Source organism: Pseudomonas sp. BW7P1 (assembly GCF_024981055.1).
Lineage (GTDB): Bacteria > Pseudomonadota > Gammaproteobacteria > Pseudomonadales > Pseudomonadaceae > Aquipseudomonas > Aquipseudomonas bananamidigenes.
Genome location: NZ_CP103374.1, coordinates 4,043,348 through 4,060,401 on the forward strand (window position 1 = coordinate 4,043,348; position 17,054 = coordinate 4,060,401).

The following is a 17,054-nucleotide window of genomic DNA, read 5'->3' on the forward strand; positions in this document are numbered from 1 at the left end:
ATTTTTCTTATAACCACCTATATCGATCCGATCTATCGTTATTCCATTTCACTGCACCGGTAGAAAATTCAAAAACAGCAGACTCTGGGCATAATTCAAACCGATGCGTCGGTAACGCTCGTCGAGCATCTGGGTCAGCAGATCCAGACGAGCCACGACTTTGCCGAACTCCGTGGCGAAACTCAGGTTGCTGCCCTCCTCCGATATCTCATTGGAAAACAGCAGCGGCTGGCCTTCTTTGTTTTGCCGCTGGGCAAGGATCCACGTGGCTTTCTCGATGTTGCGCGCGGCGTTGTTGACGAAGGTCGGGTTGATCGCATCGGTCATGTAGAACTCGGTACGGTTGCCGTGAGCGGTGACCAGCATGCTGCCGATGGCATAAATGAAGGCGCCGACCCGGTCACCCAAAAACTCCGGGCTCATGGCATAGCTCAGTGCCGCCAGATCTTTCTTGCCGCCGAGAGTCGGCAGCGGTTGCTGCTGCTCAATGGCCAACCGCACCTGCTTGACCGCCGTGCGGATGTCGAGGAAGCCGGATTTGCGCAATTCGTCCGGGTTGCGCAGGTACAACTTGCCCATCAAGCGATAGAGGCTGTCGAGATTGTCGCGCATCGCCAGGGTGGCCATGCGGTCGACGCTGGTCTGGAGAAATTCCTGTGGCCTGCCCTCGCGCATCTGACTGATGAAATTGTTGCCGTCCTGGTGGCTGCAAGCGCCGAGCAACAGCGTCGACAGGCAGACCAGCAACAGACACGGGCGATGAATGAATGCAGCGATGTGGGGCAAAACTCTCGGCATGAATTCTTTGACGGACACGTTGCTGTGCGGCGGGAGTCACCGCAACCTGGCCATGGATAGAGCCGGGGATTTCGCAAAAGTGCGGTGCCGCAGAGTTTTCCCGACTTTCGGTGTTTGACGAATCACCATTTAGTCCGACTTTATTTTTGCAAAATGCGTTTAATCGTCTATAAATTTTTACTCAAACGCCTATTAGCATGACTATTTAGTGATTTTGAAAACAACAACAAAAAAGGAAGGTCAACCATGCTTCAATCCCGACAATCACTCTGCGGCCTCGGACTGTCCCTGATGATCGCCACCCTCTCCGCCCAGGCCGCCGGCCTGACCAGCGAACACAAAGCCTTCGGCAAAACCAATGACGGCACGCCGGTCGAGCAATACATCCTGCGCAACAGCCATGGCATGCAGGCCACGGTCATCACTTACGGCGCGACCTTGCAGGCGCTGCAGGTGCCGGACAAACACGGCAGGCTCGACGACATCGTCCTCGGCTTCGACGATGTGCAGGGTTACCAGAAAGGCACCGCATACTTCGGCGCGACCATCGGCCGCTTCGGCAATCGCCTGGCCGACGGCGCCTTCGAGCTTGACGGCAAACGCTATCAAGTGCCGCAGAACGACAAGACCAATGCCTTGCACGGCGGCACGCAGGGTTTCGACAAAAAGGTCTGGAAGGCAACGGAAACCAAAGACAAGGATTCGGTCGGCGTGACCCTGACCTACCTGTCGGCGGATGGCGAAATGGGTTTCCCCGGTAACCTCACCACCGAAGTGACCTACCGCCTCACCGACAACAACGAACTGCGCATCGACTACAAGGCCAGCACCGACAAACCGACCGTGCTCAACCTGACCAACCACAGCTACTTCAACCTCGCCGGTGCCGGCAATGGCGACATCCTCAAGCAGGTCGCCACCCTGCACGCCAGCCATTACACCCCGGTCACCGCCAAACTGATCCCGACCGGCGAACTGGCCCCGGTGGCCGGCACGCCGATGGACTTCACCAAACCCACCGCCATCGGCCAGCACATCAAGGCCGATCACCCGCAGTTGAAATTCGCCGAACCGCAACACGGCGGCTTCGATTTCAACTGGGCGCTGGACACCCAGGGTGACGTCAGCAAACTCGCCGCCGAAGTCAGCGACCCGCAATCCGGTCGCCACCTGCAGCTGTACACCAGCGAACCGGGTGTGCAGTTCTACACCAGCAACTTCCTCGACGGCACGGTCAAGGGCAAGGGTGGCAAGGTCTATCCGCACTGGGGTGCGTTCACCCTGGAAACCCAGCACTACCCGGACTCGCCGAACCAGCCGAACTTCCCGAGCACCCGACTGGATCAGGGACAGACCTACACCCAGAGCGTGGTGTTGAAGTTTTCTGCGAAGTAAAAGCAAAAGATCGCAGCCTGCGGCAGCGTCTACAGGGGAAAATCAATCCTCATGCAGAGCTGTCGCAGGCTGCGACCTTTTTGCTTCTTGAACCCTTGGACCGGCCCTGCCCACTCTGGATATCGACCAAGGCAGACAGAAGTAACCGAAATTCAGGGACTCAGCTGATTACGGCGCCTTTCGGGCCACTGGAAATCAACGCGGCTCCACAGGCGGTTTTCATGCCGTCCAGCGCGATGGGCACGCCATCGACGGTGTAGGTGCTGCTGCCCTCGGCAATAGGAAAAACCCCTTTGCACAAGGGACAGCTGACTTTGTGACCAACCCCGGCAATTGGCTTACCGTTGAGGTTGGTTTGGGAGAATGCTTCGAGCACCTTGCCACCGTGTGTGGTGGAGTCGCCCAAGCGGATTGCGTCTTTCATGTAGTCACTCCTTTGACTCGAGGGTTAGCTGCCCGCTTCAATCTGTTGACCCGCGAGCAGCCCTCACTTTTTACTCAGCCATCCAGACGTCTTCATACCCTTCGCTATCGATGATGAATTTCGCGCCCGTGGGAAGGCAGAGATAGTTCACAACCTGCGGTAACATTTCGCTCAAGTGCTGAATGTGAACAGCCTGATAAAAGTCATCAGCTGCCGAGTAGTCGCCGCAGTGAATGAACCAGCTAACGTTCCCGCCTTCCGGCAATTGAACCCTGGTGCCGTAGATTGGTGACTTGCCAAGCGATCCAATGGCCACGGCCACCATCTCTTCTGGAGGGAGCACAGGCAGTCCGTACTGCTCACAGACCTTCTTCTGCAAATCGTCGGGATAAACGGGTTCAGCCTTTTGCATTGATCAGATTCCCAGCTTGGTTTTCATACATTTTGAGAAGAATGAAGCATGGCCACCCTGCTTTCTGGAGCAGACTGGGCAATGCGATTGCACAGCCCCCAGCGAGGTCTGGTGCGTCTTGTCGTTACTGCCTGTCCGATAGTACTCCACCACCAACGCATCTTTGTGATCCGCCACCATTTTAGGCGCGACCGTTCCACATACAACGCACGGGACACCTTGTACGGAAGCGGTTTGAGCTGTCGTGGGCCCACAGGCCGAGTCACGGGCATAGGGTTTGGTGATACCAGGCTTGGGGTCGAACTGGGTATTGTCAGGCACCCCCAAGTTGCTCAGGGGGACGGATTTCCCTTTGCCGTCGGTGGTGTTCGTCAAGCCCAACGGGTCGACCCAGCCTGTCGGGTTCGGTGCATACGCATAGGTGTTCAAGCCACCCGCATATCCCACCGGATCTTTGCTGATGAATCGACCAACTCCAGGATCGTAATAGCGATGGCGGTTGTAGTGCAGTCCTGTTTCCTGGTCGTGATACTGCCCCTGAAACCGGATCGGGTTGGTCAATCCCTGCTGCTGCGCCCACGCAGAACGTTTTTCGTGAGCCTCACCCCAAGCCTTGTAATGCGCACTCCATGCAATCTCGCCATTCTGGTCCGTCAGTTCTTGTGGCGTGCCAAGATGATCGCACTGATACCAAGCCAATGCATCGAATAGTTGCGGTGTCGGCTTGAAATTCCAAAGGGGATCATCGTCGAGACTGTATTCGCCGCCATAATCCGGCAGGCTCGGCAATTGAATCGGATTGTGTGAAAGAGCTTGGGCTACCGGTATGAAACTGCCGGGCTCAAAGATGTAATGAACCGTGCGCCCCGAACTTCCGTCCGCTTGTGCCGGGCTGCTTTCCCACGCCAGATTGTCTCCGTCCCAGCCAAACAGCGTGAACCCGCAGCCAAGCTCTCGTTGTTTACGCGTGCGCTCGTTACGGTTCCATTGAGAGCCTGCTTCCGAACGCTCCTTATAATGAGCGTTCGAGTCCTTGTACAAGCGCCGACCCAAGGCATCGTATGCGAAGTCGACGCTCAGACGCGCGTCGTCGAAGTTCACCAGACGGTCGAACAGATCCCAGCGCATGCGGCTGTAATTGCCGTTCTGCCAGCGCTGGATAAGATTGCCCCTCTCGTCGTATTCGTAATGCGTACCGGCGTACTCCCGTAAAAGGTTGTCCAGTAACTTGCTGCGCGGCTTGTCTTGATCCAGCGGTCGACGAATTTGCGTAACCGCATCATCCAGCAGATTGCTGGCCGGATCGAAAGCAAATGTTTCCGTACTCAAGCGGCTGACGGCGCTGATGAGACGACCGACCGGGTCGTAGCGGTAAGCCAGTGGCCCGCGACGGGTGTCATTCAGGTCGGTCAGTTGGCCAATCGCATCGTACTTGTACTCGCGTTTGAGCAGCGTCGTTTTGTCATCGCTGCGTCCAAGCAACTGCTCTTGGAGCCGACCTGCCGGATCCCACTTCTGTGTCTGCAGTAATCTGTTGCCTTGATGACGTGCCACTTCACGATGTAGATCGTCACGCTCGTACCCGATCAGGTCATGCTCATCCAGGCGCAACCCCAGAAGATGGCCGCTCCCATAGGTCAACCAACTGACCTTGTGCCCATCTGGCCGAATGGTCGCGATTCGCTGATTGAGAGCATCATATTCATGGTGCCAGACGGCCGCCAAAGGCTTGTCGAGATCCAGATAATGCTGATGCTCTCGGATCAGGTTGCCTGCCGGGTCATGGAACCAATGCAGACGACTGTTAGCGTTGCTGGCCATGACCAAACGACCATTACCATCGTAGGCGTAGGTTTCGCTTTGAGACTCACCGCCCAAGCTGGCATGGCGATCCGTCAGCCGCCCCATCGAGTCGAAGGTGAATTTGATGACGCGTTGGCCATTAAGTTTGCTGGCCAGGCGACCGGTTTCAGGATCGTATTGATAACGCGTGATCCGACCATCGAAACCGGTTTCCTCCAACAACCGGCCCAGTGGGTCATAGTGAAAGTGGGCCCGCCGTTCGTTCTGGTTCTCCAACTCGACCAGCCGTCCCAACCGATCCCAGTTGTAACGCAAGGTCTGCTCGGCGGCATCCACACGTTCGCTGACAAGTCCTGCCGCCGTGTAGCTCCAGGTCGTGCATTGCCCCAAGGCATCCACGTGTACCAGCAACCGTCCCTCGGCATCGCGTTCAAAGCGCTCTTCAGTTTTGTCCGGGTGTATGATCAGCACCAACTGACCGTTCTTGTACTCGTATTCTGTGCTTTGTCCCGCCGCATCGGTGAAACAGATCAGTTGACCACGAGCGTCGTATTCCCACGCGCTGGTCTTGCCGGAGCAGTCGGTATATTTGGCCAACTGGCCAGCATCGTTGTATTCGATAACCTTCTCATTGCCGTTGGCATCCTTGATCGCAGTGGGAAGGCCGGCCTTGTTGTAGGCATACTCGGTCTTGTTGCCTAGAGGATCTACCGCCTCGACCAGATTGCCGTGGTCGTCATACTCCCGCTGCCACAGACCGCCCTCTGCATCGCTGATCTTGATCAGTTGATCATGATCGTTGAAGGCGTAGTGCTCCACGCTGCCATCCGGTCGGATATGCTCAAGCAGGTTCCCGCGCTCGTCGTAGCTGTAGCGGTCGGTGCTGCCATCCGTGTGGACATGACGAATCAGATTCTTGGCATTATCACGGAAGAACCATTCAGAACGTTCATCCGGATAACGAATGCGATACGTGTAGCCAAGAATGTCGTAGTAGTGCCAGGTTTCATTACCGTAGGCATCCGTCACATAGGTCAAACGAATGTTTTCGTCCCATTCCAGACGGGTATCGAAACTGCCATCATCCGCCCACTCACGAATCGCTTTGGCATCCGAACCCTGACCTTGCCATTCGAGGTTCATGCCCCGGGCCGTCCGATCGGTGTAACGCGTAATCAAATGATGCTGATACTGGTATGACCATGTAGCGCCATTCTGATCCTGGGCCAGAATCAGGTCGCCGAAGGCGTCGTATTGGTAACCACACAGTTGACGCTGAGGCACACCTTCGTGAATTTCCCATACCCCGGTCAGGCGGCCGTGGTCATCAATCATTGTCCCCAGGTGCGAAAGCACCTGAGTGACATCGTCCTGATAAGTGATCAGATCAGACAGTATCGATTCACTACCGTGACGATGTTCGTAGTGCAGCATGATGCCGGCACCATTGCGCAGCACAACACCGGCCAACAGGTATTGCTGACCACGACGGACGTAGGTTTCCTTGCGCTCAAAGCCTTGACACCGCAGTAACCGGTCTTCACTCACCCGTATCAGAGTGACGTTTTCCACGGCATCGTAATGAAACAGTCCAACTTTGGGCTGTGGGTACTCCTGGCTTCTGCCATCGGAACCGAAAAACACCAAGTCATCGCCCCGACAGTCGAAGCGAGTGCTGAACTCGGTCACCCAACGCGCGCCCAAAACGCCATCGTCATATGCGTCCAGACGTGAGTTGTAGATACGTGACCACTCAATCGGGAATGCGCCGGGAAGGCTGAAGTCGGTGTGACGAAGCAGCTCCGATCCCAACGAAAAGCTGATGCTGTGGCAAGTACCTGTACAGGCGACGTTCTTGTCCGGATTAGCCACGCCTTTTGCCGGCGCCTGACGACTGGTGGCTTCCAGACGCCCCTCACCGGCCTTGTGTTGAGCCTTGCTGGTAGCGTTCGGTTTAACGCTTGCGCTCTGACCATGACCGCGACGCTTACGCCATGCTACAACAGCACCACTGAGCATCTGCAACAACCAGCCGATTGAGTGACGCGTGCCGGGGTCGCCCAACTTGCTCAATTGGGTTTTGATCTCCGGCCCCATCGCCCTCAATGTTCCTGTATGGGTCAGAACCAGTTTTTTTGCTTCATCTGGGAGAAGATTCTTCGCCGCGCTATTGGCGACCCCTTTGCCAATAGCTTTGTAAGCACTGAAGGCCGCACCAAAAATGTTGCTGATGGCGGCTTTCGGATCGCTGAGTAACTGATTGCCCGCCGCAGTAATTTTCTGGCTGGCTGCTCGAGCATCGCCTTTTGCATCCAGCTTGCCGTTGACCACGGCCTCAAGGCCCTTGGCGATTTCATTGACTGCGCTTTCGCCCAGTTTTCCGGCATCGGCAAGAATGCCGGACAGCTTGCCTTGCGCCTGTTTGACGAAGTCGTCGATGGTGCCGACGATGGTCGCATTCAAGTGCCCGACCAGCACCTCGATCATAGAGTCACCGAGCAGCATCTTAGCGCTGTTGCGCAGCTCTTGACGCACCAGGAACAGAGTCGGCCGCATGCTCATACGCGCCGCAGCCATGGTCGGGGGCGCCGGCAATACGCCGATCAGATTGATGCCCAGGCTTACCCAATCGAGCAACTCACGCTGCTTGCTTTTGGCCAGGGTAACAATATCGCCCAGTGCGTCCACCAGCGCCATTATGTTGCCCACTACAGGTAAGGCACCTGCGACACTCTTTATACGATCCAGTGTCACCACATTACCGCTGATCGATTGAAGCCAAGCGTCAAATCTGGCCGCTCCGCGTCCCACGTCCTGCACATCCAATGTGTTCAACGGAACAACGGCAACCTGTGGTTCGCGTTTTTTCGCCCCACCTGCATCAGTCGTCATGACAACACCTCATCCACCGATAATCCCGGTGTTTTCAGGGAACGTTTCGGTAGACTCGGCAACTTGCCTGCCTTGCTCGCCGCCTCGAGGATCCCCGACGCACTTGGCATCGCCGCGCTTGCCGTTTTCGGCAACCCGGCCGCCCCACCCTGAATCACGCCTTTCACCTGCTGCGCCGTTTGCATAGTGCCTTGCGCGGTCTGCATCGCATTCATCCCTGTTTGCACCATGCCCTTACCCTTCTCCAAAACATCCCAATTCTTGCTCGGCAACGCCTGCGCCACCATGGCCTGCACCTGACTCGGCACGTCATCAGCACCCGGCAGACTCAACGGCCACTCCGGCTTGCCGATGTAGCTGCCCTCACTCCAGGTGTCTGCCGGATCCTGGCCGAAGAGGACACGGGCCGGGCCCGGCGCGGCACCGGCAACGCTGGCGAAGCCCTTCGCGTCGAGCTTGCCTTTGATGCTTTTACCCAGCGCATCAATGACTTCGTAATCACCTTCCTTGATGCCCTGACGCCCGGCGTACTGGTTGAACAATTCGAGGTTGCCCTTGCCGGGTTTCGGCGGTTCCGGGAACACGCCGGCCAAGCTTTTGGCGCCGGTGTAGGCGAAGTTCGCCGCGTGCGCGGTGTACGGGCCGCTGGTGGCGTGGGTGATGCCGCCGGCGTTGTAGGTCGTGGCGCTGCCGCCGCCCTGGATCACCAGTTCGGTCTTGGCTGTGATGGTGATCCGGTCGGCGTTGGCGGTGATGTTGAGTTTGGCCAGCAGGTTGATGCTGTCCTTGAGCGCCTTGATGTCGATGTCGCCGGAGGCCGCCACCAGCCGCCAGCCCATGCTCTGCACGAACAGGCGCATGCCGCGACTGGCACTGGCCAACAGGCGTTTGCCGATGGAAAAACTGGTGTGCCCGGTGCTGCTCAGCGCCAGGTGTTCGCCGGTGGCGATGTGGCTGGAGCGCGGTGTGGTCAGGGCGATGCCGGCGGGACTGGCGAGCACCAGATGCGGTTCGGTGAACTCGGGGAATTCGTTGGCGGAGAGGTTTGCAGGTCCCGAGCCGAGTACGCCTTGGTGCTGGGCGTGCAAGGCCTTGGCGACATCGTCCTGATCACCGGCCTCTTGAGCCTGAAGCTCTTTGGCCTGCGTGGCGAAACCGTCCTGTTGATCGCTGGCGGTGGCCAGGCGTTCGGCGGTTTCCGGCAGGTCCTTGTGGTGTTTGGATTCGTTCGGGCGCGGCTCGGTGGTGATCAGCAAACCGGCGCCGGCACGCACGGCGCCGTGGCGGTCGGTGCGCAGTTCGAACCCTTCACCGCGTGGCTGGCCGCCGCTCGGACGCGGATGGGTCAGGTAACCGAGGTTGATCGCACTGGCGCCGTGGTCACTGCGCAGCGCGATGCTGATCTCGCTGGTGGTGTCGTCGATGCGCAGTTCGTTGGCGCGGCTGCCCTTGTATTCCTTGCTCTTGACCGTGGCCAAGGTCTTGAAGTCCGGCAGTTTGTACGGCGGCAGGTTGGCGCCGTGGTACAGGCAACCGGTGATCAGCGGCTGGTCGGGATCGCCTTCGAGGAAGGTGATCAGCACTTCCATGCCGACCCGCGGAATGTTGATCGAGCCAAAGGTTTCGGCGGCCCAACTGGAGGCCACGCGCATCCAGCAGGTGGTCTTGTCGTCGTGCTGGCCTTCGCGGTCCCAGAAGAACTGCACTTTTACGCGGCCGTACTGGTCGCAGAAGATTTCTTCGCCTTCGGGACCGGTGACCACGGCGCTTTGCGAACCGAGGACCTTGGGTTTCGGGTGATCCAGAGGCGGACGGTACGGCACGTCCCACGGTATCGCGTTGAAGCGGTTGCGATAGCCCTGGTGGAAATCGTCTTTGTTGTCGGTGGTGTCGCTGGTCACCGACTCTTCCAGCACTTGCGGCTGCTTGCCTTCGTGGAAAATTTCGGTGAGCAACCACAGGTCGTTCCACATCGGGTTGGCGTGGTCGGTCAGGGCTAGAAAATGCCCGGTGACCAGAATCGGCTGATCGCTGTTGCCTTCGGCCAGGCGATAGTCGCTGCGGTGGCGTTCGAGGTTGCGGTTGGCCAGGTGCTTGCCGCGCTCGCGGTCCACAAAACGGCCTGGGTAATCGTAGTCTTCCAGGTCCGGCTGGGCGCTGCTCTTGGCGTCGCTTTCCAGCTCGATCTTCGGTTTGACGAAGTCGTAATCGCGCCGCGTGGTGCGGCTGGTGCGGGTGGCCAGACGCAGGCCGAAACGCTTGACCACCGGCTTGTCCGCCACCAGCCCGGAGTCCTGCTGATAGGCCACAGGCGCGAGTTTCGGGAACACCGTCTGGTCATCGCCGAAGGTCAGTTTGTGGCCGCTGGAGGTGTGCTGGAAGTGATAGTGAATCCCCTCCTCTTCGCATAGGCGCTGGACGAAGTGCAGGTCACTTTCATCATATTGCGTGCAGTAGATGCGCTCGGGATAAACCGCGCTCAGCTGGAAGTGGTAGTCGCTGGCGAGAATGCCGTGCTCTTCCAGCACCGTGCTGATGATCTGCTGCACGGTCATCTGCTGGAAGATGCGCTGATTGAAGCGGTGCGCGAGGTACGAAAGCTGCGGGCGCAGGGAAATCTTGTAGCGGGTCAGGCGTTTGCCCGCCTCGCCCTGGGCGATGCTGTAGATCAGCCCGTGAATCCCTGTGCCGCTCGGCGACAGCTGAAGGAACGCCAGTTTGTGCAGCAGGCTTTCGAGGTTGATCGAGGCCTTTTCGCTGACCAGTTCCAGCTCGAATTCAAAGGGCGTGTTGAGGGCTTCTCGACCGGTGAACGACAGCACCTGAAAATCGCTGTCCGCGCCATCGATGGTCAGATTGAAATGAGCCTGGTTGGCCGGTGAGAACATTCCCTTGTCCCTCGCACAGTGCTGCGACACACGCCCGATCAATAAGGATCCGACGGTAAAAACTCTTTGAGTCGTAAAGACGCCTCGACCGGCAAAACCGGCCGAGGCGCTACAACCGTCAGCCGAAATTAAACGACTGGAGCACGCCAGTCATCGGAACCCGAAGTACCGGATACTTCGTGGGTCCAGGTGATTTTGCGGTAGGTGAACTGCACTTCTTCCAGGTGGGTGAAGTGAGCGTTCGATGGGTCCTGGCAGTTGTGCATCTTGTTGTTGATGGCGACGATGATCGCGTCTTCCAGTTTGGTGGTGTAGTAGTGCTCTTGAGTACCTTGAGCCGAAGTGCGGTACCACTGGATGACGATTTCGCTCATGCGCTCGCCGGAGGTCAGAGCCGCTTGCAGCAGAGGCGAAGACTTGTCGTAGACCTTGGTGATGATCACTGGCTTGTGAACGCGCTGACCGGTTGGCTGACCGGACTGTGGGTCACGCGGGATGATCACGTTGTGTTCGAACGCCTGAACCATGACCTGGTCTTCGTGACCTTCCTGGTAGGTGTTGCCAACGGAGTCGGCGGTGAAAGCGCCGGCAGTGATCAGGCCTTGTTTTTCGCCGGTAACCGACATGTACGCTGGTGTTGCCATGGGATGCTCTCCTTGCTCAAAAGACAGGACCGGACGGCGTGATTGCCTGTCCAGGCGGCAAAGGAGGAATCAAAAGTCATACCAGCAATCACATGGCCATTACCCATCAAGGGCTTACAAACTTCGTGTGGGAATTCTCCAATTTTTTCTGTAGGAAACAGCGAAAAAGTGCGCAAGAAGTTGCGCAGTACTGTGCAACTTCTTGCGCACTTGGCTGGAGGCCCTGATCAGCAAGTCCTGTAGCGGTTTTTAGTAGGGTTTTATTACGGGTAACTGCGCAACTTTTTGCGCACTTCCAAAACGCCCTTTCAATACATCGCAACAACAGAACCTCACCATAGTCGCCTCAACGGGCCGACACGCCTCATTTGGAACTCATGGGCTATCCTGCTGCCACTTAAAGGTATCGACCGTTTTCAGATAGGAGGATTGAATGCGTACCCTCGAACTGGCTGGCGTACAGGTTCCGGTGATTGGCCAGGGCACCTGGCGCATGGGCGAAGATCGCTCGGCGTACAAGCGTGAAGTGGCGGCCCTGCGCAGCGGCATCGAACTGGGCATGACCCTGATCGACACCGCCGAAATGTACGCCGAGGGCGGTGCCGAAAGCGTGGTCGGCGAAGCCATCGCCGGCCTGCGCGATCAAGTGTTCCTGGTCAGCAAGGTCTACCCGCACAACGCCAGCCGCAAAGGCATTCCCCAGGCTTGCGAACGCAGCCTGCGCCGGCTCGATACCGATTACATCGATCTTTATCTGCTGCATTGGCGCGGTCAGTATCCACTGGAGGAAACCGTCGAAGCCTTCGAGCGATTGCGCGAGGACGGCAAGATCGGTCGCTGGGGCGTGTCGAATTTCGATGTCGACGACCTCGAAGAACTGTCTTCATCGGCCTGCGCGACCAATCAGGTGCTGTACAACCTTGAAGAACGCGGCATCGAATTCGATCTGCTTCCATGGTGCCAGCACCAGCGCATGCCGTTGATGGCGTACTGTCCGATCGGCCAGGGCGGCGCCATGCTGGGCGAGCCGGTGCTGCAACGGATTGCCGCTCGTCACGGCGTGACCCCGGCACAGGTTTCGCTGGCGTGGATTCTGCGTCAGGATGGCGTGATCGCGATTCCCAAGGCCGTGCGCACGGAACACGTGCAGCTCAATGCACAGGCGGCGCAACTGCAGCTCGATGCCGGGGATCTGGAGGCGCTGGACCAGGCGTTTCATGCGCCACAACGCAAGCAGCGGCTGGCCATGGTCTGAGCCACCGCCAACGGGCAGAGGGCTTCGCCATGAGAAGCACTGATGAGTACGACCCGTTCAACCTGCAACGATTTGTCCAGGCCCAGGACCCGGTGTTCGAACGGGTCCAGCGCGAACTCGGCGAAGGCCGCAAGCGCAGTCACTGGATGTGGTTTGTGTTTCCGCAGTTCGCCGGGCTCGGGGGCAGCGACATGTCGCGACGCTACGCCATCGGCTCGGCCGGTGAGGCCCGCGCCTATCTGGCCCATGGACTGCTCGGCGCCCGGCTGCGCAACTGCACGCAATTGGTGCTGAATGTGCAGCAACGTTCGATCGCCGAGATTTTCGGCCATCCGGACGACCTGAAATTCCACTCGTCGATGACCCTGTTCGCCCAGTTCGCCGATGCAAGCAGTCCCTGTCATCAGGCGCTGGAGCGCTATTTCCACGGCATTCAGGACGAATGGACGCTGCAACTGCTGGACTCAAAACAGGCCCAGTTGCCCCCCGATCAGGGTTGAGAAATCGTCGTCGACAAACGGCAGGATCGCATCCGCCACCGGTTGCAGCTGGCGGGTGATGTAGTGGTCGTAATCGATGGCCGCACGCCGCACTTCCAGCGGCTCGGGGCCGGCCAGGGTAATGACGTAGCTGATCCAGCCGCCGTTCTGGTATTGCCGCGGGCGACCGCGCTGCGCGTTGTAATCGTCCGCCAGCCGTGCGGCACGCACGTGGGGCGGCACGTTGCGCTCGTAGTCGTCGAGGGTGCGACGCAGGCGCTTGCGGTAGACCAGTCGCTCGTCGAACTCGCCGGCCAGGGTCTTGCGCACGTATTCGCGCACGTAATCCTGATACGGCTTGCGCTGGAAGATCCGCTCGTACAGCTCCTGCTGAAATTGCCGGGCCAGCAGCGACCAGTCGGTGCGCACGGTTTCCAGGCCCTTGTAGACCATTTCTTCGCTGCCGTCGGCACGGGTCACCAGGCCGGCGTAGCGCTTCTTGCTGCCCTCCTCTGCACCGCGAATGGTCGGCATCAAAAAGCGCTTGTAGTGGGTTTCGTACTGCAATTCGAGCGCGCTTTCCAGCCCGTACTGCTCACGCACATGCGCGCGCCACCAGTCGTTGACGTACTGCACCAGTGCCCGGCCGATCGTCGCCGCTTCTTCCTGTCCGTGGAGGCGGCGCAGCCAGACAAACGTCGAGTCGGTGTCGCCATAGATCACCGTGTGCCCCTGGGCCTCGATCAACTGCCGGGTACGCAGCATGATTTCGTGGCCGCGCAAGGTGATCGACGAGGCCAGCCGTGTATCGAAAAACCGGCAACCGCTGGAGCCGAGCACGCCGTAGAAGGCGTTCATGATGATCTTCAGCGCCTGGGACAGCGGCGCATTGTGCTCGCGCTTGGCGGTCTCGCGGCCCTCGGCGACCCGGGCGACGATGGACGGCAGGCAATGCCGGGTGCGGGAAAACCGCGCGCCACGAAAGCCCGGCACCGAGTCGCTGTCATCGGGGTGCTGCAAGCCTTCGATCAACCCCACCGGGTCAATCAGAAAGGTACGGATGATCGAGGGATAAAGGCTTTTGTAATCGAGCACCAGTACCGACTCGTACAGCCCCGGTTGCGAATCCATGACAAAGCCGCCGGGGCTGGCCTGGGGCGGATGGGTGCCGAGATTCGGCGCCACAAACCCCTGACGGTGCATCAGCGGCATGTACAAATGAGTGAACGCCGCCACCGAGCCGCCGCTGCGATCCGCCGGCAGACCGGTCACACTGGCGCGCTCCAGCAAGAACTTCAGCAGCTCGGTCCTGGCAAAGATCCGCGTGACCAGTTCGCAATCCTTGAGGTTGTACCGGGCCACCGCCGGTTTGTCCTCGGCGAACATCCGGTTGATCTCGTCCATGCGCTGGTACGGGTTGTCGATGGACTTGCCCTCGCCGAGCAACGTCTGGGCGACGTTTTCCAGGCTGAACGAAGGAAAACTCCAGGTCGCCGAACGCAGGGATTCGATGCCGTCGATGATCAGCCTTCCTGCCGCTGCCGCGAAGTAATGGTTGCGGCTGCCGTGTTCGCGCCACTGCATTTCCTCGCCACCGCGCCCAAGCTTGAGCGGCACGCCGAGGCGCCGGGCGTGTTCATGGAGGATGCGCAGATCGAACTGCACGAGGTTCCAGCCGATGATCGCGTCGGGATCGTGACGGGCGAACCAGTCGTTGAGTTTCTTCAGGATCAGCGTGCGGGATTCGCAGTATTCGAGGTCGAAATCGACAAGGCTGTCATCGCCGTTCGGCGCGCCGAGCATGTACACCTGCCGTTCGCCGCAGCCTTCCAGCGCGATGGAGTACAACTCGCCCTGCTCGGTGGTTTCGATGTCCAGCGAGACCAGCCGCAGTTGCGGGCGATAGTCGGGCGCAGGCTTGAGGTGAGCGTCGAGCAGCACACCTTCGGCATCGGGCGTGCCGCTGAACCACACCGGTGCGGTGATGAAACGCTCCATCAGGTAGCGTTCGGGCGGCCGCACATCGGCTTCGAAGACATCGACACCGTGACGGTTGAGCGCCGTTTCCAGGCGCATCAACTGACCGTGCTGCTGGCAATACAGCCCGAGCACCGGGCGATGTTCGAAATCCTGCAGGGCCAGGGGACGCAGTTCGACGTTCTTTTCGTCCGCCAGCACGCGCTCGGCCTGCTCGCGCTGCGCCGCCGGGATGAACGCCACCGACGGCTGATGCGGCAACCGCACGCGGCGCGGCCCGGCGTCGGTCGCCAGCCAGAACTCGACTTCGGTGCCGGCCGGAGTGTCGCGCCAATGCCGGGTCAGGACGAAGCCCTGCTGTAAATCCACCACTGCAGCCTCAAGAATTGATTCAGACGGGCATTCTACGCGGCAATGCAGCGATCGGTGACAAACCGCCCGGATTGAAAAAACCGGCAAATGACGTTTTTTGCGTGTTATCTGCCGTTTTGCGACCTTGCCCTGCGCGCCACGGTCTACGATGCTTGGAGAACAACGACAACACCTGAGTAACCGCCATGAAAACCGTCGCCCAGCTGCTCAAGCTCAAAGATCAGAAAAATCAGGAAGTGCACCAGATCAAACCCGATCACATGGTGCTCGAAGCGCTGATGAAGATGGCCGAGAAAAACGTCGGCGCCTTGCTCGTGGTGGAAGACGAAAAAGTGGTGGGCATCATCAGCGAGCGCGATTACGCACGCAAACTGGTGCTGCACGGGCGCTCGTCGGTGGGCACGCCAGTGCGCGACATCATGGTGTCGAACGTCATCACGGTGGACACCCACCAGACCGTCGATACCTGCCTGGGCATCATGTCCGACAAACGTCTGCGGCACTTGCCCGTGGTTGAAAACGGCAAACTGATCGGCCTGCTGTCGATCGGCGACCTGGTCAAGGAAGCGATTGCCGAACAGGCCGAGCTGATCAAACAGCTGGAGCAGTACATTCGCGGGGAATGATCAACCGGGCCAGTGCCTTGCAAAGACCGGCGCCAGCACCGGGTGCCGGTCGATGCGTTGCAGCCACGCATAAAACCCCGGCCGGGCCTGGCGCAGGTGTTCGCGGGTGCCGGCCCAGCGCGTCACCACTGCCGCCAACACATCCAGCGCGCCCGGTGTTTCGTCATCCAGATACAACTCGGCGGAAAACTGGTCGGCAAACACTTCCCACATCCAGTGCAATCGCTCCCGGGCGCCTGTCATCAGGTTCTGCCGTGACGCTTCGTCCGGCATCACCAGCCAGCGCTCGGGGTAGTCGATGACGCCGATGGCCCCGTAGCAATTGCTGACGATGTACACCAGACCGCGAATCGCCTGATCACGGTCGGCGGCGTTGGCCGGCAGCAAACCGGACTTTGGAAAACTCAATCCGAGATGGATCAGGATCGCCGCGCTCTCGGTCAGCACACTGCCGTCCGGCAGTTGCAGGGTCGGGATCTGCTTGAGCGGATTGAGCCTGGCCAGCTCCTGTGCGACTTCCGCGCTGGCTTCGACATCAATGAACCGGTAAGCGACCTGACACAGTTCGAGCGCTGCCTCGATGGCCGCCGCCCCTGAATTGCGATGTCCGTAGAGCTGATACATACCCCCTCCTCCATCTCGAAAGACATCCTCTCAAAGCCTATTTATAGCCGTTGTATCGAATTTGGCACGGATTGCGCATTCAACCGCAACTTGCGAATCCCTGATCTCGCAAAACAGCGCTGGCGGTGCCCATCCCGCACCAAGAGCAATCAGTGAACGCTACCCGCGTTCTTGTAAGGTGCGATACCGAACCAAAAGTTCGCGTATCCGAGCTGGCAACAAGGAGTTCACCGCGTGAATCTTCATCTGCTGCGCCACACTTTTCCCTCCGTACCCCTGTACCTGCGCCGCGTTCGTCCTGCGAACAGTCCGTGCATTCCTTTTATTACCTGAACGCCTGCACTATTTATTTTTTAAATAGCACGCAAAAAGTCATTGCGTGCGCGCTGCATTAATGAATGCAACAACACATTGTTCGACAATAACTTCCGGACAGCACACCGATACAACTTTCGCCGCTCGGCA

General features: G+C 58.9%; 12 protein-coding genes. 4 read left to right on the forward strand and 8 right to left on the reverse strand.

Annotated features, from left to right (window positions below; translation table 11 throughout):
* Positions 1-48: 48 nt before the first annotated feature.
* Positions 49-798 (reverse strand): hypothetical protein, encoded by a 750-nt coding sequence (locus NWV16_RS18160; protein WP_260520178.1) that lies wholly within the window; start codon positions 796-798, stop codon positions 49-51.
* Positions 799-1,044: 246 nt separating this feature from the next.
* Between NWV16_RS18160 and NWV16_RS18165 the strand changes: the two genes are divergently transcribed.
* Positions 1,045-2,193 carry an aldose epimerase family protein gene (locus NWV16_RS18165; protein WP_260520179.1) on the forward strand — a complete coding sequence of 383 codons (1,149 nt, stop codon included), beginning with the start codon at positions 1,045-1,047 and terminating at the stop codon, positions 2,191-2,193.
* 160 nt (positions 2,194-2,353) lie between these two features.
* On the opposite strand, the gene NWV16_RS18170 is transcribed toward NWV16_RS18165, so the two are convergent.
* The 5 genes from NWV16_RS18170 to NWV16_RS18190 form a co-directional block, all read right to left on the reverse strand.
* Positions 2,354-2,617 carry a PAAR domain-containing protein gene (locus tag NWV16_RS18170; RefSeq protein ID WP_134827451.1) on the reverse strand — a complete coding sequence of 88 codons (264 nt, stop codon included), beginning with the start codon at positions 2,615-2,617 and terminating at the stop codon, positions 2,354-2,356.
* A 70-nt stretch (positions 2,618-2,687) separates the two neighbouring features.
* Complete coding sequence (locus NWV16_RS18175) at positions 2,688-3,029, reverse strand: hypothetical protein (protein ID WP_260520180.1); 342 nt, start codon at positions 3,027-3,029, stop codon at positions 2,688-2,690.
* Between the two features lie 3 nt (positions 3,030-3,032).
* Positions 3,033-7,724, reverse strand: coding sequence for an RHS repeat-associated core domain-containing protein (locus NWV16_RS18180; RefSeq protein ID WP_260520181.1), 4,692 nt, complete (start codon positions 7,722-7,724; stop codon positions 3,033-3,035).
* Positions 7,721-10,612, reverse strand: a complete 2,892-nt coding sequence (locus NWV16_RS18185) for a type VI secretion system tip protein VgrG (protein WP_260520182.1) — start codon at positions 10,610-10,612, stop codon at positions 7,721-7,723. Before NWV16_RS18185 ends, NWV16_RS18180 begins: the two co-directional genes overlap by 4 nt.
* 128 nt (positions 10,613-10,740) lie before the next feature.
* Positions 10,741-11,256 carry an Hcp family type VI secretion system effector gene (locus NWV16_RS18190; protein ID WP_260520183.1) on the reverse strand — a complete coding sequence of 172 codons (516 nt, stop codon included), beginning with the start codon at positions 11,254-11,256 and terminating at the stop codon, positions 10,741-10,743.
* Positions 11,257-11,689: 433 nt separating this feature from the next.
* Between NWV16_RS18190 and NWV16_RS18195 the strand changes: the two genes are divergently transcribed.
* On the forward strand, positions 11,690-12,511 hold the full coding sequence (locus NWV16_RS18195) for an aldo/keto reductase (RefSeq protein ID WP_260520184.1): 822 nt from the start codon (positions 11,690-11,692) through the stop codon (positions 12,509-12,511).
* A 29-nt stretch (positions 12,512-12,540) separates the two neighbouring features.
* Positions 12,541-13,011, forward strand: coding sequence for a DUF1810 domain-containing protein (locus NWV16_RS18200; protein WP_260520185.1), 471 nt, complete (start codon positions 12,541-12,543; stop codon positions 13,009-13,011).
* Here the strand turns inward: NWV16_RS18200 and NWV16_RS18205 are convergent.
* The gene (locus NWV16_RS18205) at positions 12,976-15,336 is read right to left on the reverse strand and encodes a DNA polymerase II (RefSeq protein ID WP_260520186.1); all 2,361 of its coding nucleotides are present in this window, start codon (positions 15,334-15,336) and stop codon (positions 12,976-12,978) included. The genes NWV16_RS18200 and NWV16_RS18205 overlap by 36 nt on opposite strands.
* 188 nt (positions 15,337-15,524) lie before the next feature.
* Here NWV16_RS18205 and NWV16_RS18210 point away from each other — a divergent pair, with 188 nt between their 5' ends.
* Positions 15,525-15,965: a CBS domain-containing protein gene (locus tag NWV16_RS18210; RefSeq protein ID WP_065259379.1), complete on the forward strand. Its 441-nt coding sequence runs from the start codon at positions 15,525-15,527 to the stop codon at positions 15,963-15,965.
* Here the strand turns inward: NWV16_RS18210 and NWV16_RS18215 are convergent, their stop codons facing one another.
* Positions 15,966-16,589: a glutathione S-transferase gene (locus tag NWV16_RS18215; RefSeq protein ID WP_260520187.1), complete on the reverse strand. Its 624-nt coding sequence runs from the start codon at positions 16,587-16,589 to the stop codon at positions 15,966-15,968.
* Positions 16,590-17,054: the final 465 nt, after the last annotated feature.

What these genes read in the sequence shown, in the direction of transcription:
- NWV16_RS18160 (WP_260520178.1), bottom strand. Translation starts at nt 798, where the DNA reads ATGCCGAGAGTTTTGCCCCACATCGCTGCATTCATTCATCGCCCGTGT.
- NWV16_RS18165 (WP_260520179.1), top strand. Translation starts at nt 1,045, where the DNA reads ATGCTTCAATCCCGACAATCACTCTGCGGCCTCGGACTGTCCCTGATG.
- NWV16_RS18170 (WP_134827451.1), bottom strand. Translation starts at nt 2,617, where the DNA reads ATGAAAGACGCAATCCGCTTGGGCGACTCCACCACACACGGTGGCAAG.
- NWV16_RS18175 (WP_260520180.1), bottom strand. Translation starts at nt 3,029, where the DNA reads ATGCAAAAGGCTGAACCCGTTTATCCCGACGATTTGCAGAAGAAGGTC.
- NWV16_RS18180 (WP_260520181.1), bottom strand. Translation starts at nt 7,724, where the DNA reads ATGACGACTGATGCAGGTGGGGCGAAAAAACGCGAACCACAGGTTGCC.
- NWV16_RS18185 (WP_260520182.1), bottom strand. Translation starts at nt 10,612, where the DNA reads ATGTTCTCACCGGCCAACCAGGCTCATTTCAATCTGACCATCGATGGC.
- NWV16_RS18190 (WP_260520183.1), bottom strand. Translation starts at nt 11,256, where the DNA reads ATGGCAACACCAGCGTACATGTCGGTTACCGGCGAAAAACAAGGCCTG.
- NWV16_RS18195 (WP_260520184.1), top strand. Translation starts at nt 11,690, where the DNA reads ATGCGTACCCTCGAACTGGCTGGCGTACAGGTTCCGGTGATTGGCCAG.
- NWV16_RS18200 (WP_260520185.1), top strand. Translation starts at nt 12,541, where the DNA reads ATGAGAAGCACTGATGAGTACGACCCGTTCAACCTGCAACGATTTGTC.
- NWV16_RS18210 (WP_065259379.1), top strand. Translation starts at nt 15,525, where the DNA reads ATGAAAACCGTCGCCCAGCTGCTCAAGCTCAAAGATCAGAAAAATCAG.
- NWV16_RS18215 (WP_260520187.1), bottom strand. Translation starts at nt 16,589, where the DNA reads ATGTATCAGCTCTACGGACATCGCAATTCAGGGGCGGCGGCCATCGAG.